This window comes from Nicoletella semolina (assembly GCF_004345745.1).
Classification (GTDB): Bacteria; Pseudomonadota; Gammaproteobacteria; order Enterobacterales; family Pasteurellaceae; genus Nicoletella; species Nicoletella semolina.
In genome coordinates, this window is sequence record NZ_SLXJ01000005.1 from 87,176 (window position 1) to 102,167 (window position 14,992).

General features: G+C 39.1%; 13 protein-coding genes, 2 tRNA genes and 1 riboswitch. Of the genes, 4 read left to right on the top strand and 11 right to left on the bottom strand.

What is annotated here, in order from left to right; all coding sequences use genetic code 11:
• Nucleotides 1-8: 8 nt before the first annotated feature.
• Nucleotides 9-1,691, bottom strand: a complete 1,683-nt coding sequence (locus tag EV693_RS04560; RefSeq protein ID WP_132501201.1) for a ShlB/FhaC/HecB family hemolysin secretion/activation protein — start codon at nt 1,689-1,691, stop codon at nt 9-11.
• 224 nt (nt 1,692-1,915) lie between these two features.
• Complete coding sequence (gene purH / locus EV693_RS04565; RefSeq protein ID WP_132501202.1) at nt 1,916-3,514, bottom strand: bifunctional phosphoribosylaminoimidazolecarboxamide formyltransferase/IMP cyclohydrolase; 1,599 nt, start codon at nt 3,512-3,514, stop codon at nt 1,916-1,918.
• A 170-nt stretch (nt 3,515-3,684) separates the two neighbouring features.
• Between purH and EV693_RS09685 the strand changes: the two genes are divergently transcribed.
• On the top strand, nt 3,685-3,810 hold the full coding sequence (locus tag EV693_RS09685) for a hypothetical protein (protein WP_279432610.1): 126 nt from the start codon (nt 3,685-3,687) through the stop codon (nt 3,808-3,810).
• A 303-nt stretch (nt 3,811-4,113) separates the two neighbouring features.
• Here the strand turns inward: EV693_RS09685 and EV693_RS04570 are convergent.
• Both EV693_RS04570 and EV693_RS04575 read right to left on the bottom strand, forming a co-directional pair.
• A tRNA-Arg gene (locus tag EV693_RS04570) sits at nt 4,114-4,190 on the bottom strand.
• 18 nt (nt 4,191-4,208) lie between these two features.
• Nucleotides 4,209-4,285 (bottom strand) — tRNA-Pro (locus tag EV693_RS04575).
• Between the two features lie 186 nt (nt 4,286-4,471).
• Here EV693_RS04575 and folD point away from each other — a divergent pair.
• Nucleotides 4,472-5,332, top strand: a complete 861-nt coding sequence (gene folD / locus EV693_RS04580; RefSeq protein ID WP_132501203.1) for a bifunctional methylenetetrahydrofolate dehydrogenase/methenyltetrahydrofolate cyclohydrolase FolD — start codon at nt 4,472-4,474, stop codon at nt 5,330-5,332.
• Between the two features lie 7 nt (nt 5,333-5,339).
• Here folD and EV693_RS04585 read toward each other — a convergent pair whose 3' ends face one another.
• The 6 genes from EV693_RS04585 to moaA all read right to left on the bottom strand — a co-directional run bounded on the left by EV693_RS04585 (nt 5,340) and on the right by moaA (nt 10,043).
• The gene (locus EV693_RS04585; RefSeq protein WP_132501204.1) at nt 5,340-7,169 is read right to left on the bottom strand and encodes a tRNA(Met) cytidine acetyltransferase TmcA domain-containing protein; all 1,830 of its coding nucleotides are present in this window, start codon (nt 7,167-7,169) and stop codon (nt 5,340-5,342) included.
• The gene (ybeY, locus tag EV693_RS04590) at nt 7,169-7,672 is read right to left on the bottom strand and encodes an rRNA maturation RNase YbeY (RefSeq protein ID WP_132501205.1); all 504 of its coding nucleotides are present in this window, start codon (nt 7,670-7,672) and stop codon (nt 7,169-7,171) included. Before ybeY ends, EV693_RS04585 begins: the two co-directional genes overlap by 1 nt.
• Before the next feature lie 36 nt (nt 7,673-7,708).
• Nucleotides 7,709-8,164 carry a molybdopterin synthase catalytic subunit MoaE gene (gene moaE / locus EV693_RS04595; RefSeq protein ID WP_132501250.1) on the bottom strand — a complete coding sequence of 152 codons (456 nt, stop codon included), beginning with the start codon at nt 8,162-8,164 and terminating at the stop codon, nt 7,709-7,711.
• 25 nt (nt 8,165-8,189) lie between these two features.
• Nucleotides 8,190-8,435, bottom strand: coding sequence for a molybdopterin synthase sulfur carrier subunit (gene moaD / locus EV693_RS04600; RefSeq protein ID WP_132501206.1), 246 nt, complete (start codon nt 8,433-8,435; stop codon nt 8,190-8,192).
• Nucleotides 8,436-8,444: 9 nt separating this feature from the next.
• The gene (gene moaC, locus EV693_RS04605; RefSeq protein ID WP_132501207.1) at nt 8,445-8,924 is read right to left on the bottom strand and encodes a cyclic pyranopterin monophosphate synthase MoaC; all 480 of its coding nucleotides are present in this window, start codon (nt 8,922-8,924) and stop codon (nt 8,445-8,447) included.
• Between the two features lie 84 nt (nt 8,925-9,008).
• Nucleotides 9,009-10,043, bottom strand: a complete 1,035-nt coding sequence (gene moaA / locus EV693_RS04610; protein ID WP_132501208.1) for a GTP 3',8-cyclase MoaA — start codon at nt 10,041-10,043, stop codon at nt 9,009-9,011.
• Nucleotides 10,032-10,196, bottom strand: a riboswitch (molybdenum cofactor riboswitch). (Overlaps the previous gene by 12 nt.)
• A gap of 221 nt (nt 10,197-10,417) precedes the next feature.
• Between moaA and EV693_RS04615 the strand changes: the two genes are divergently transcribed.
• Entirely contained in the window at nt 10,418-12,685 is a 2,268-nt protein-coding gene (locus EV693_RS04615) for a molybdopterin guanine dinucleotide-containing S/N-oxide reductase (RefSeq protein ID WP_243694573.1), read from the top strand.
• 87 nt (nt 12,686-12,772) lie between these two features.
• A complete protein-coding gene (locus EV693_RS04620; RefSeq protein WP_243694574.1) occupies nt 12,773-14,092 on the top strand; it encodes a restriction endonuclease subunit S in 1,320 nt (439 codons plus the stop codon).
• Nucleotides 14,093-14,163: 71 nt separating this feature from the next.
• Here the strand turns inward: EV693_RS04620 and EV693_RS04625 are convergent, their stop codons facing one another.
• On the bottom strand, nt 14,164-14,967 hold the full coding sequence (locus tag EV693_RS04625) for a tyrosine-type recombinase/integrase (protein WP_132501211.1): 804 nt from the start codon (nt 14,965-14,967) through the stop codon (nt 14,164-14,166).
• Nucleotides 14,968-14,992 lie beyond the last annotated feature (25 nt).

Here is a 14,992-nt window from a genome sequence, read left to right on the forward strand (position 1 = left end):
TCTCCTAATTAAAAGGTTTTAACTGCATTGAGCCAAAAGAGATTGCTGTCTTTTGTTACAAATTTTTTCTCTAATGGCTTTGCCCAAGTAACATTTAAAGCGTAATTGTTCGGGGCATTGAGAGAAAGAGCGATACCTGCACTTTGTAACGTAACATTATTCGTAGTGAGTTTTTCAAATACTTGAGGGCGTTTATAGTAGCGACCGAAAGCATAATCATAAAACACGGAATTGCTTAAGATACTTGAGGAGAATACGGCAAGTTGATGCTTGAGTTCCGCTTGGAAAATATGTCCTTCATCAACAGAAACAGCTCCTGTTGCATAGCCCCGAACTGCTGATAAGCCACCAAGTGATAATTTTTGTGAACTATCCAAATTTGTATCGCTAAACTGACCGTTTGCAGAGAGTGAGAATGAGAGATTTTGGGGTAAGGTTTGCTCGTGAGAAAATGTATAGTTTACTAAGCTAAATTTCTTATTCGGTTTAAAATCTTCAGCAAGGTTATGTTTACGTTCATTACTTTTGTTATTTTCACGTCCCAGCACGACATTAAAGCCAAAATAGCTCACACCATTTTTAACGCTATTCCAAGCACCATTAAAACCGAGATTGAGCATATTGATATGGCGTGTTTGTTTGAGATTCACCGCTTTTTGTTCATCAATAAGTTGCTGGTGATTAAAAGCAAGTTTAGTATTTAAACGCAGATCTGTGGTGCGTATCGTTGGGTGAGAAAAATAAGCTCCTAGTGTATTTGCTTTACCTTTTGCATCAAGCGGTCTGAAACTGCCCGCTAATTTGTAATTGAGGTGGCTGACATTAACACCAAGACGTGTGCCATATCCATCAATTAATTGAGAATAATCTAAGCGAATATTTTTTAATCCTGCTGTATTTGAACTGAGTGCATCAAGTTTTAGCTCATCGCCAAAGCCAAGAAAATTGTGAGATTTTATGCCTGTATGGAAGCGATAACGCCCTGTGCTAGATGTGCCAAGATTATCTGCAGCAAGATATCCGCTAAATCGTTTATGGTTTTGTAAATTAACTTGTAAATCTGTTTTTCCTGCTTGTGGGCTTGCTCTTAATTTCAGATCAGATTTCACGCCAGCAATATCATTTAATTGTAGAGCAAATTTTTCAAGTTCATCTTTGTAAACAAAGGATCGACTTGCAACAGTGGTATTGGCAAGGCGAGTAACAAACTGATCTTTTAACGCACTTTGATTATTGATACTGATTTTGCCTAATTCACCTTTGAGAAGCTTGATGGTAACAATTCCATTTTCAATCTCTTGAGGCGGAAGAATGGCACGGGCAATGAGATAATTTTGGTGGCGATAATACTGGGTGATGGCGTGAGTTAATTTTTCTAAATCATTTAACCTAACAGGTTTATTTAAATAGTGTTGAGTAATTTGAGAAATATCATCATTTAGAGGTTGATCATCTAGACTAACTAGGTGAATGCCTGTTAGTTTAAAAGAAAAAGTGTGTTGTTTATTTGTGTATTGACGAGTTGCTTGCAAAGGGAATAGCTCGCCAGAGGGTTTCTGTTTAGGGAGAGAATGTTCAGGATAAATTTGCTTATTCAGCGATCCTGCATTGGGTGTATTGGCAGCTACAAGTGGTGAGGTGCCGATTAAAGTGAGCAAAGCAAGTGTGGTACGATTATAACAATTCTTCATTATTTATCCTTCAATGTAATTGGGCAGACAAACCTAGATGGAAGCAATGCCATCTGAAATTGCCGAAATATACCCTAATCTTTGATGAAGATCAATAAATGAAAATCATTATTATTTTCTTTTATGTTTATTTTACCTATTTTATTCTACAATATGTACTCCCTCCGTTTATAGAGGGAGTTGCTTATAGGCTGAAGATGGAAGGAACTAAAAGAGAGGATAAATCAATGGCGGAAATGACGAACGCCAGTTAATACCATTGCCATTTTATGTTCATTTGCAGCATCAATGACTTCCTGATCTCGCATTGAGCCACCAGGGTGAATGACGCAAGTGATGCCAATTTTTGCGGCTGCATCTATTCCATCACGGAATGGAAAAAAAGCATCGGATGCCATTACGCAACCTGCAACTTGTAACCCTTCATCTTCGGCTTTAATACCTGCAATTTTGGCGGAATAAACTCGGCTCATTTGTCCTGCTCCAATACCAATCGTCTGTTTATTTTTGGCATAAACGATAGCATTCGATTTGACATATTTTGCGACTTTCCAACAGAACAATAGATCTTCAAGCTCTGCTTTACTTGGTTTACGCTCGGATACGACTTGTAAATCCTCTGGAGAAATCATTTTCTGATCTGCGTCTTGAACCAATAATCCGCCACTGACCCGTTTAAAATCAAGGCGTTGCTGAGTTGTATGTAATTCGCCACATTCTAGTATGCGCACATTTTTCTTTTTCGCTAAAATGACACGAGCCTCTTCAGAGACTTTTGGAGCAATAATTACTTCAACAAATTGACGTTCAATAATAGCGTGTGCGGTATCTGCTTGCAGTTCTCGATTAAAGGCAATGATTCCACCAAATGCAGAAGTCGGATCGGTTTGATAAGCTCGTTCATAGGCTTCAAGGCTATTTTCACCTAATGCAACACCACAAGGATTAGCGTGTTTTACAATCACACAAGCAGGTTCTGAAAATTCTTTGACACATTCTAAAGCCGCATCGCTATCTGCGATATTGTTGTAAGAAAGTGATTTACCTTGTAACTGGATAGCAGTTGCAATGCTGGCCTCAGTTTGTTCTTGTTCAATATAAAAGGCTGCATTTTGATGGCTATTTTCGCCATAACGCATTGTTTGTTTGCGGATAAAGTTTAGGTTGAGTGTGCGAGGAAATTGTCCACAATGTTGCGAAATATCTTCTTCTGCACTAGCAAGATAAGGCGGTACTTTTTGTCCGAAATAGTTGGCAATCATTGCATCGTATTGTGCAGTATGTTCAAAGGCTTTGATCGCAAGGTTGAAACGAGTATCAAGAGAGAGGCTGTTTTGATGCTGATCCATTTCAGCGAGAACAGCATTAAAATCATCATTATTGACAATAATGGCAACATCTTTATGATTTTTCGCCGCAGAACGCACCATTGTCGGTCCACCAATATCAATATTTTCTATCGCTTTTTCCAAGGTACAGTCAGGGCGAGTAACCGTTTGTTTGAATGGATAAAGATTGACAACAACCATATCAATGTTTTCAATGCCGTGCTGTGTCATCACTTCATCATCAATGCCTCTTCGACCAAGAATGCCGCCGTGAACTTTAGGGTGTAGCGTTTTTACTCGTCCGTCCATCATTTCAGGAAATCCTGTATAATCAGACACTTCGATCACATTTAAGCCATTTTCAGCCAGTAATTTAGCCGTACCGCCTGTTGAAAGTAATTTTATTCCTCGCTGGGCTAATCCCTGAGCAAATTCTATAATCCCTGTTTTGTCAGAAACACTCAGTAATGCTTGCTGGATAGGACGATTAGTCATTTCATTTTTCCTTAGTGATTTTAAAATAGTTATAAATACGAAACCGAAAAATTATAACGCAAACGGTTGCTAAAAGCTATTTTTGCCATTTTGTGTGAACGTTCATTTATATGTTTATTCTTGAGCTAATCTACATGCCAAAATAATTTGTACCTCTCAGTAGCTTTGCTATGCCATCGAATGGCTTTGTAGCCGCCAATTGGAAAATTCGCTCCAAAGACCAGCTAGACGACAACATTTGCATCACGGATAATGCTGACAAAATCTGTAATGTAACGCATTCTTATGGTGAATGAGTTTATGAGATGTGTAAATAGTTGGAAAAAGAATTAAGAGAAGGATTCGTGTGTTTGTAAAAAGTGACGTATAGCAATATCACAATAAACTCAAGCAAGGAATGTGGGCAGAAAATAACCTCGAAGAAAAGAGAAAGTATCCCTTTGAAGACACTTTGTTACAAAATAGGCATATTTCAATATAGGTCACCTATTGGAATACATAAATAAGGTTGAAACCTACGGTACATTTACGGAACTCTCGCTAAATCAATTCGATTGAACCTTGCTGCTTAGCAAACTAGTAATTAATTTAAAGAAAAATGGCACGCCCTAAAGGATTCGAACCTTTGACCCACGCCTTAGAAGGGCGTTGCTCTATCCAGCTGAGCTAAGGGCGCAATTAATATGAATAAAGATGGTCGGCGAGATAGGATTTGAACCTACGACCCACTGGTCCCAAACCAGTTGCGCTACCAAGCTGCGCTACTCGCCGTAAAAGATTAAGACTTGAGCATTATAGTTTTTTTCCATTTTTCGTCAATGAAATTATGGCTAATAATATATTAAATGAATGTTCTTTGAACATAATTGAATTGTTGCTTATCAAAATGTAATTTTTTTGCGAAAATAGACGCAATCGTTTTCTTAGCTTTTATTATCGGTCTTACAGGAGAATTTAATGGCAGCTCAAATTATTTCAGGTGTTTTGCTTGCTAATCAAATTAAAACGCAAATTGCGGAGCAAATTGCCTTTTTCGTTCAACAAGGGCATCGAGCCCCAGGATTAGCTGTTATTTTGTTAGGAACAGATCCTGCTTCTCAGGTGTATGTTAATAGTAAGCGTAAAACTTGTGCGGAAATCGGTATTCAATCTCAATCTTATGATTTGCCAGCAGAAACTACAGAAACGGAATTGTTAGCTTTAATTGATAAACTCAATAATGATGAGAAGGTTGATGGTATTTTGGTACAGCTGCCTCTGCCTAATCAAATTGATGCGATAAAAGTGATTGAAGCTATTTTACCGTCTAAAGATGTTGATGGTTTTCACCCTTACAATGTGGGGCGATTATGTCAGCGTATTCCAACTTTACGAGCATGTACCCCTTATGGTGTGATGAGGTTGTTAGAACAATCTAAGGTAAAATTACAAGGGAAACACGCCGTAATTGTGGGAGCATCTAACATCGTTGGCAGACCGATGTCATTAGAACTATTATTAGCAGGCTGCACGGTTACCATTACACATCGTTTTACCCAAGATCTTGCCCTACATATTTCTCAGGCAGATATTGTTGTAGTGGCGGTAGGTAAGCCACATTTTATTCAGGGTGAATGGATAAAAGAAGGTGCAATAGTGATTGATGTTGGGATTAATCGTCTTGAAGATGGTCGCTTGGTTGGTGATGTGGAGTTTGATAAGGCTGCTTCAAAAGCGAGTTTTATTACGCCTGTACCAGGGGGAGTTGGTCCAATGACGGTCGCAATGTTAATGCAAAATACGCTACAAACTTATTTAGAGCATATCGGATATAATTAAGTCTTTATCAACTTGAACGGTTGGCTGCAATTTCAGAAGGCAGCCGTTTTTGAATGTGAAGACGTAGCTTCGTAAGCTCATCTTTAGAATATGTTTTTTGATTATCTGCTAGAAAACCGTGAATTGGCTGATATTTGTTCAATCTATATAAGCTCGCATAGCAGCTAGATAGTGTCCGTTTGGCATAAGCAAAACCAATAATATTTTGCCAATCTGCTTCATTGAGAACAGTGCGGCTTAAGTTTTTTGGCGGTAGAAAATCTACAAATTTTTGTGCAAAAGGCAATAACCAACAATCTCGTTGCCACCGCTTTTTTGCCTGCTCAACAAAAATATTACCTTGCTCAGAAATAGGATAAAGCATAATCGCACTGTGATGTCCACTACTTGCCTCAGCCGTTGGCGTAATTTGTACCAAATGAAAGCCACAATGTTGCCAAAAAGCAAACAGTTCGATACTCAAACCAAAACTCACGGAAATAAAATCAAGCGGTCGTTTTTCCCGCTTTTTTTGCAAAATAAACTGGCTAACTAACCGCTTACCTATCCCCTGTCGTTGTAAATGAGGCTGTACCGCAAGGCGTGAAATGCGTATAGATTGCAATTGACAAGCCTTAGGCAAATTACCTTGAAAGCAAAGGTACTGGGCGACAAGATTCCCCTGTGGGCGGCGTTCTCCTCGCCAAATGGCTTGCGTAAGTTCCTCGCTTATTCCTCCCTCTGATATCGCCCAAATGCCACCTTGTAATTGCTGTTCATCAATGCTCTTATATAAATGTTGATCGGCGGCATCAAATAGACGGCGTAAATCAGTTGGCGTCGTCTTATAGTGTGCGTAAGCAAGCAACTGGTAGAAGCAACTTAGACTATCTGGATTTGGATTAAGGTCATCTTCTAGCAGTAACAAACGGTGGATAAATTGTTCCAGTGGATCATTTTTGCTAAAACGCAGCGGTTCGGTAAGCTGCCAATGGGCAAGTGTTCGTTTAATTTGTGTAGGGAGCTTTAGCGAGAACCCTCGCCCAGTCCCCTCATAATGGTAAGTGGTTGTACTCAGAACCAGCTTGCGAAAAGTATGGCAAAAATGGCGTAGCATTGGCAATGGCAAGCTGGCAGCTTCATCAACAAATAACCAACTATCATAAGAAATTTCTTGATTTTCAATCAGTTGAACTAATTTATCTGGTGCAATAAAACGTAAATTTAGGTGAGAGAGTGTTTGCTGCCAAAATTGCGGTAAAGAGGCTTGGCTACGAGCAGTTATAATAACATTTTCGGTTTGAGCAAGTAGGTCAGCCAGTTTACCCGCAAGCGTTGATTTTCCTCGACCTCGAGGGGCAGTAATCAAATGTACGTCAGCATAATGTGTCGGCAATTTTGCGAAAATATCAGCTTGTTCTGCGGTTAAATTACAATTTTTTGAGCAAAAATGACCGCTCGAAGAAGGCAAACACGCTGGAAAATCGCTCACGACCTCGAACTTAAATTCACGAACCAGTTGCTTGAAATGGCGATAAAAATTAGGTGTTACAATAAGAGATGAGTGCCAGCGTAAGCTGTCATTATCAAGACAATTCGCTAAATTTTCCCAATTGGGGCAAATTAAGAATAATGTGCCGTTGGCACTGATTGTGCCAGCTACAATCGCTAACGCTTCAAGGTGCAAACTTACTCCCTGTTTAGATCGCATATCATAGATTGCACAGGGAAATTCCTGACCTAATAAACACCTTGCATTGGAAAAAGCGACGGAAGATTCGCTTTTTTCCTCACTTAATCTTAGGCAATTAACTGGAATTGTCGGAGAATACGCTGTAATGATGACTAGCTTACGCATTACTGAGCAAATTCAGCCTCAATCAGCTTTTCGCTTAAATAAGGATCAGCAAAGCCTAAAGATTGCATAATCGTTGTTTCAAGACTTTCCATTTCCTCTGCTTCAGCGTCAGTTAAATGATCATAACCGAGCAGATGTAATGTACCGTGAATGGTAAGATGTGCCCAATGTGCCTCAAGTGGCTTGTTTTGTTCCAAAGCTTCTTGTTCAACGACTGAACGACAAATCACTAAGTCGCCAAGTAAGGGCAACTCAATATTCGCTGGTGCTTCAAACGGAAATGAAAGTACATTTGTGGGCTTATCTTTGCCACGATAAGTTAAATTAAGCTGATGGCTTTCTGACTCATCAACGATCCGAATGGTGATCTCCGTTTCTGGGTAAGCTGTATTATTGGCTTCGGTCGATAATGCCTTATCCACCCAATGTTGAAACTGCGATAGTAAAGGGAGATTGTCGCTATTTTCGCTAGCAATTTGAAGATCAATATAAAGTGAAGACATTGCAAAAATTTCCTTGAAGAAGACCGCTACTTACGATTATTGCCATTTTTTTACTGCGAGCTGATCGCTTTCTCGCCCCTCAACCCAGCGTTCTCCGCTTTGTGTTTTTTCTCGCTTCCAAAATGGGACTTCTGTTTTTAAATAATCCATTATAAATTCATTGGCATGGTATGCCTCGCCTCGATGAGTTGCACTAACCCCCACCAACACAATATCATCGCCAGTATAAAGCTGCCCTATTCGATGAATAATCGCAACACGTTGTAACTCAAAACGGCGACGAGCCTCAACGACGATGTGATTCAATGCTTTTTCTGTCATCGCAGGATAATGCTCAAGAAACAAACTAGAAATCGTATCGCCTAAATTCATTTCTCGAACTTTCCCTATAAATAATGTAGTCGCCCCAACAGTCGCTGGTTCGCTAAGCCAATCATAAATAGCGGTTTGATCAAAGGTCTCTAGTTGTACTTGAATGAATGTTTGTTCCATTTTGCCCTCTGCTTTATCCTTCATTTTATCCCCCAGTAACAGGTGGGAAAAATGCCACTTCATCGCCATTTTTAATCTCGCTTTCTAGGCTGGAAATCGTCTGATTAATGGCAACTAACAATTTGCCATCTTCTAACGCAAGTCGCCATTTTTGCCCTTGTTGAGCAAGATGTTGGCGAAGCTGTTCAGCAGTTTGAAAATCAGCTGGCAATACGAGGCTTTCCACGCCTACTAATTCTCGTGTTTGAGCAAAAAATAATATTTTAATCACTGTTTTTCCTTATTCCACATTAAAATCGCCTGATTTACCGCCGCTTTTATGAAGTAGGCGAACATATTCAATCACCATATCTTTTTGTACAGCCTTGCACATATCATAAATCGTTAATGCAGCAACACTTGCCGCTGTCAAGGCTTCCATTTCTACCCCTGTTTTACCTGTTAATTTGCACACCGATTCAATACGCACTTGATGGGTATCTGGTAATGCTTGAAGCTGCACCTCGACTTTAGTGAGTAGAAGTGGGTGGCAAAGCGGAATCAATTCCCACGTTTTTTTAGCGGCTTGAATGCCCGCAATACGAGCAGTAGCGAACACATCACCTTTGTGATGATTGCCAGATAAAATCCTTTCCAATGTTTCTTTACGCATCGAAACCAGAGCTTCCGCTTTGGCGATACGAATAGTGTCTTGTTTCATTGAAACATCAACCATATTCGCTTCGCCTTGTGTGTTGATATGTGTAAATGTTGTTGTCATTTGTGTGCCATTTAAATCTGAAAAATGAAATTTTGTAAAAAAGTGCCAAACTTACCGCTTGGAGAATGGCTTTTTCTTGCGATTTTATCCGCCAATGCTAGCGAGATTATTACGAATACCACTATTACCAATATGCAGATAATGGTGTTCTCGTTTGCCCTGTAAAGCGGATTTTAAACGAGCTTCAAGTTGCAATTGATGTGAGTCTGATTGCAGTAAATCACGCAAATCAATCCCTTCTTCGCCGAATAAACAGAGATGTAGCTTGCCTAATGCGGAGACCCTTAAACGGTTACAGCTTGCACAGAAGTTTTTTTCATAAGGCATAATTAACCCAATTTCCCCTTGATAATCGGGGTGTGCTAACACTTTGGCAGGCCCGTCTGAAAGCGATTTTGACTGTAACTGCCAGCCAACTTGAAGCAGCCGATCTAAAATAGATTGCCCAGAGAGATGTTGCTGCTTAAAAAAATGCTCCATCTCGTTAGTTTCCATCAATTCGATAAAACGCATTTGAATTGGACGATTTTTAATCCATCGTAAAAAATCGTCAAGCCCTTTTACTGTATATTGTTTCATCAATACGGCATTCACTTTGATTTTGTTGTATCCCACTTCAAAAGCGTTATCAATGCCTTTGAGAATGGAATGAAGTTTGTTTTCACCTGTAATCAGCTGGAATTGACGAGGATCGAGACTATCTACACTCACATTAATATGGCTAATACCTGCTTCTTTCCATAACCCCACATCACGCTCCATTCGATAACCATTGGTCGTTAAAGCAACTTGGCGAATACCTTTGGTTTGTGCAATGGTATGAGCAATTTCAAGGAAATCCTTCCGCAAAGTGGGTTCACCACCTGTAATGCGGACTTTTTCAGTCCCCAGCTGGGCAAATGTGTGAACTAAACGCTGAATTTCAGAGAGGGCAAGAAACGTCTGTTTATCCGCTGGCGGTTGGTAGCCATCAGGTAAACAATAATTACAACGGAAATTACAAACATCGGTAATGGATAATCTCAAATAAACATATTGCCGTTGAAAACGATCAATGAGTCCTATTCCTTGATGAGAAAAATCATCACCGACATTTTTTATCGGGATAATATTTTGCATTTGACACCTTTCTAAATACGAGAGGACGGCTAATTTCTCAACAATCCTTGGCAAAATTTTGCTGGCACAGCTTCCATATTGAATAACTTAAGTGAAACGCAAGTAGCTTAAATAAAACAACTTAGGCGGTCTGGCTCGGAGTCTTAAAGTCGCTTTATTCTAGTCATCTTAACTGTATTAGGCAAGTACGCAATTTTGCGTATTTAAACACAAATCATACAATACCTTGTTTTAAGTCATATTTCATTTTTTAGCTTTGCGACTACGATCTCAAAAAAGCCATTTGCATACATTCCAACTAGTTGCATGGGTTAATGAAATATTGCCTTTCTAAAATTTCTTTTATAATCTCTCTCAATCTATTAGGGGGAAGAATGAAAATTAATACTGCTGCTCATTGGGGAGCCATCGAAGTTGAAATCCAACAAGGCGTTGCCGCCTCTTCCAAAGGCTTACTCTCTTCAGTGATTGAAAATGAATTGCAAACAGTCGTCCCTGATCAAATCTACAGCGATCGGCGAGTAAAAGCACCAATGGTGCGAAAAGGATTTTTAGAAGGCAATGTTGATACTCGTTTGCGTGGGCAAGACGATTGGGTGCAGGTATCTTGGAAAGATGCATTAGATCTCGTTCATCATAAAATAACCCAAGTGCGACAAGCGGTCGGTTCACAAGGGATTTTTGCAGGCTCGTATGGCTGGTATAGCTGCGGTGTGTTGCACAGTTGTCGCTCATTATTATTGCGTTATATGAACTTAACGGGCGGTGCGGTAGATATTGTGGGAGATTATTCAACAGGGGCGGCTCAAGTGATTCTACCACACGTTATAGGCTCTTCCCAAGTCTATGAACCTCAAACCAGCTGGGAATCTATTTTAACACACAGCGACATTGTAGTACTTTGGGGAGCCAATCCGCTAACCACCTTGCGTGTCGCTTGGGTGGCAACCGATCAAAAAGGGATAGACTATCTCGCAAAATTAAAAGCCAGCGGCAAACGGATTATCTGCATTGATCCAATACGTAGCGAAAGTTGCGATTATCTGCAAGCAGAATGGCTACCAATTAATCCAAACACAGACGTTGCTTTAATCCTTGGCATAGCACACACCCTAATCATTAATGATCTACACGATAAAGCCTTTCTTGCTAAATACACCGTAGGTTTTGATACATTTTGTGCTTATGTGCTAGGAGAAACAGATAATCAGCCAAAAACTGCAGAATGGGCAAGCCAAATTTGCGGCATTTCAGCAAAGCAAATTGCAACATTAGCCACGCATTTCGCTCAATATCGTACGATGTTAATGGGCGGTTGGGCGATGCAGCGACAACCTTTTGGTGAGCAAGCTCCTTGGGCGTTAGTTAGCTTGGCTGCAATGCTCGGACAAATCGGCTTAGCAGGCGGCGGCTTTGGTATGAATTATCACTGTAATGGCGGTGTGCCTGTCTGTAATGCAGCTGCGATGAAAGGTATTAATGCTTACCCAGATCCAACTGTACCCAAATGGCAAATTCCTGTTGCACGAATTGCAGACTGCCTGCTTAATCCGCATAAACCCTACTCGTTTAATGGGAAAACTCATCACTACCCTAATATTCAATTAATTTACTGGGCTGGTGGCAACCCATTCGTTCACCATCAAGATACTAATCGCTTACGCCAAGCGTGGCAACAAGCACAAACCGTCATTGTAAACGAATGCTATTGGACACCGACAGCGAAAATGGCTGACATTGTTCTACCTGCAACAACCAGTTTTGAACGCAACGATCTAACAATGAGTGGTAGCTATTCACAATCACATATATTCCCAATGAAACAAATTGTTGAACCACAATTTGAAGCCAAAAACGACTATGATATTTTTGCAGAATTAGCCCAAAGAGCTGGCAGATTTGCAGAATTTACCGAAGGAAAAACAGAAATGGAATGGCTTGCAGAAATCTATCACACCGCTCGCCAGCAAGCGGTGAATAAACACCCCAATATTGCAATGCCTGATTTTGCTACATTTTGGCAACAAAACCAGCCAATGGCTTTTATGCCCACAGAAGAAAGCACAACGTGGGTAAAATTTGCAGATTTTCGCCAAAATCCCACCGCTTATCCACTAGCCACCCCTTCAGGAAAAATTGAAATTTGCTCTGAAACTATCGCCAACATGCAGTACCTAAATTGCCCTAAACACCCAACATGGCTAGGAAAAAGCCCTTTAACTGCAGAATTGCCCCTGCGTCTTATCACCCCACACCCCTATTTTCGCTTACATAGCCAGCTAGCATACACTCGATTGCGAGAAAAATACGCAGTGAATGGACGAGAACCGATTTTAATCCACCCCCATGATGCCAAGGTTCGAGGCATTCAAGCAGGCGATATTGTGCGTATTGCAAATCAAAATGGACAAGTATTAGCTGGAGCTGTCATTACAATCAACATTATCGCAGGTACAGTCGCGATGTACGAAGGCGGCTGGTATGATCCTGATTTCAATGATATGCAAAATGAAAATCCCCTTTGCCTCAACGGCAATCCCAATGTCTTAACAGCAGACATCGGCAGCTCTCACCTCTCACAAGCCACAGCCCCAAATGGCTGCCCAGTTGAAATTGAGCGGTATGTTGCGAGTAAAAAATAAAACACTCCATTTTTCAAACCTGCCGATAATCTCCCTTCTGTATCGCAACAGGATTTCCCCTTTGAAATCCCTGAAAGTTGGGGGTGGGTGAGGTTATCTAGTGTTACAGAATTAATTAATGGAGATAGGGGGAAAAATTATCCTTCAAAAGATAAATTACACTTGTCTGGAATTCCTTTTATCAGTGCAATTAATCTTGATAATGGAACTATTTCAAATGAAAAATTATTATATTTATCTCAACAACAGTATGATTTGCTTGGAAGTGGAAAATTAAAGAAAAATGATCTTATTTTTTGCTTAAGAGGTTCTTTAGGTAAAAATGGGATATATCCTTTTTCATCTGGTGCAATAGCATCTTCATTAGTTATTTTAAGATTAATTAGTACAGAATTATTAGATTTATATTTCTTCTATTATTATATTAATTCCCCATTAATTAATAACGAAATCAATAAATATAATAATGGTACAGCTCAGCCAAACTTATCCGCAGGAAATTTGGAAAATTTCTATTTCCCCCTCCCCCCATTCAACGAACAAAAACGTATTGTGGCGAAAATTGAAGCATTACTGCCTTATATTGAACAATATGCAGAAAAAGAAGAAAAACTGACCGCTTTACATCAGCAATTTCCAGAACAGTTAAAAAAGTCAATTTTACAGGCGGCAATTCAAGGCAAATTAACTGAGCAAGATCCGAATGATGAGCCTGCTTCTCGCTTGATTGAGCGGATAAAAGCAGAGAAATTACGCCTAATTGCTGAGAAAAAACGGAAAAAACCGAAGGTGGAATCAGAAATTATCCTTCGTGATAATTTGCCTTATGAGATTATCAACGGTGAAGAGCGTTGTATCGCTGATGAAGTGCCGTTTGATATTCCAGAGAATTGGGGGTGGTGTAAATTTGGCGATATTGTTGATATTTCTCGTGGAGCCTCTCCAAGACCAATAAATCAGTACATTACAAATGATGAAAATGGTATTCCTTGGATTAAGATTGGAGATACAGATATTGGTGGAAAATATATTAAAACCACAAAAGAAAAGATCACATTAGATGGAGCTAAACAATCTAAGTTAGTTCAAGTTAATGATTTTTTATTAACCAATTCAATGAGTTTCGGAAGACCTTATATTACTAAAATATCTGGTTGTGTCCACGATGGTTGGTTAGTGATTAAATTTGATGAAAAGATATTTAATATAGATTTTTTATATTATCTATTAAGCTCGCCTTTTATTTTTTCTCAATTTTCTGAAAAGGCAGCTGGTTCAGCATTTAAAAATCTGAAATCAGATACTGTAAGAGATTCGATTATCCCTATTCCACCACTCAATGAACAAAAACGCATTGTAGAAAAAATTGAAAAATTATTTTTTAATTTAAAGCGGTTCAATTTATAGCGTAATAATATGCCTTTCGCTCCCTTCCGCTTGCGGAGGGAGCTGTCCGCAGGACTGAGATAGGGTATATGCTACCAATCAATAATTTTATTAACGATAGCCTGTTGCTCTGTTGCCGTTTTTCTTAAATAAATTCTGGTGGTTTCAATACTTTCGTGTCCCATTAAATCGGCTAAAAAAGCAATATCATTAAAACGCTCTAAAAAACTTTTAGCAAAACGATGACGAAATGAGTGTGGATAAACAACTTTTAGATCAAGTTTATATCTTTTTGCCAAAATTTTTAATTGCCCTGCAATCCCTCGAGTAGTAATTCTCTCACCATATTTATTAAGAAAAATAAACCCTGATATTTTGTTTGTTTCATAGAGCCATTTTTGACATTCTTGCTGCAATGCTTGTGGAATATAAATTCGTCTTAATTTTCCACCTTTGGAATAAAGATCTAAATAACCTATCTTAATATGTTCGACTTTGATCTGAATTAATTCACTTACCCTTGCACCAGTTGCCGCCATAAAGCGAATAACAAAATACCAATATAATTCATTATCCTCTTTTAGTTTCTGTTTAAAATAATGGTAATCCGCTTCGCTAATCACATTTTCTAAAAATGGCTTTTGCTGAACTTTAACAAAGCTTAACTTCCATTTTTCTTTTTTAAGAAATTCTAAATAACAATTTATTGCTCGTAGTCTTAAATTAACCGTTTGTGGCTTATAACGATCAATTAAAAAGACTTTATATTCTTTTAAATTTCCTCTTGTAACATCGGGGTATAATTTGTAAAACTGTTTCACAGCAAATAAATAAGCTGAAATGCTATTCTTAGCAAGATCTTGATTTGATAGGTATTTTTGAAAAGAAATAATCATACTGATTCTCCTGTTTGGGTTGAAA

Excerpts from the sequence above, each read along its gene's own strand:
- EV693_RS04560 (WP_132501201.1), bottom strand. The coding sequence starts at position 1,691 with ATGAAGAATTGTTATAATCGTACCACACTTGCTTTGCTCACTTTAATC.
- purH (WP_132501202.1), bottom strand. The coding sequence starts at position 3,514 with ATGACTAATCGTCCTATCCAGCAAGCATTACTGAGTGTTTCTGACAAA.
- EV693_RS09685 (WP_279432610.1), top strand. The coding sequence starts at position 3,685 with ATGCCATCGAATGGCTTTGTAGCCGCCAATTGGAAAATTCGCTCCAAA.
- folD (WP_132501203.1), top strand. The coding sequence starts at position 4,472 with ATGGCAGCTCAAATTATTTCAGGTGTTTTGCTTGCTAATCAAATTAAA.
- EV693_RS04585 (WP_132501204.1), bottom strand. The coding sequence starts at position 7,169 with ATGCGTAAGCTAGTCATCATTACAGCGTATTCTCCGACAATTCCAGTT.
- ybeY (WP_132501205.1), bottom strand. The coding sequence starts at position 7,672 with ATGTCTTCACTTTATATTGATCTTCAAATTGCTAGCGAAAATAGCGAC.
- moaE (WP_132501250.1), bottom strand. The coding sequence starts at position 8,164 with ATGGAACAAACATTCATTCAAGTACAACTAGAGACCTTTGATCAAACC.
- moaC (WP_132501207.1), bottom strand. The coding sequence starts at position 8,924 with ATGACAACAACATTTACACATATCAACACACAAGGCGAAGCGAATATG.
- moaA (WP_132501208.1), bottom strand. The coding sequence starts at position 10,043 with ATGCAAAATATTATCCCGATAAAAAATGTCGGTGATGATTTTTCTCAT.
- EV693_RS04615 (WP_243694573.1), top strand. The coding sequence starts at position 10,418 with ATGAAAATTAATACTGCTGCTCATTGGGGAGCCATCGAAGTTGAAATC.
- EV693_RS04625 (WP_132501211.1), bottom strand. The coding sequence starts at position 14,967 with ATGATTATTTCTTTTCAAAAATACCTATCAAATCAAGATCTTGCTAAG.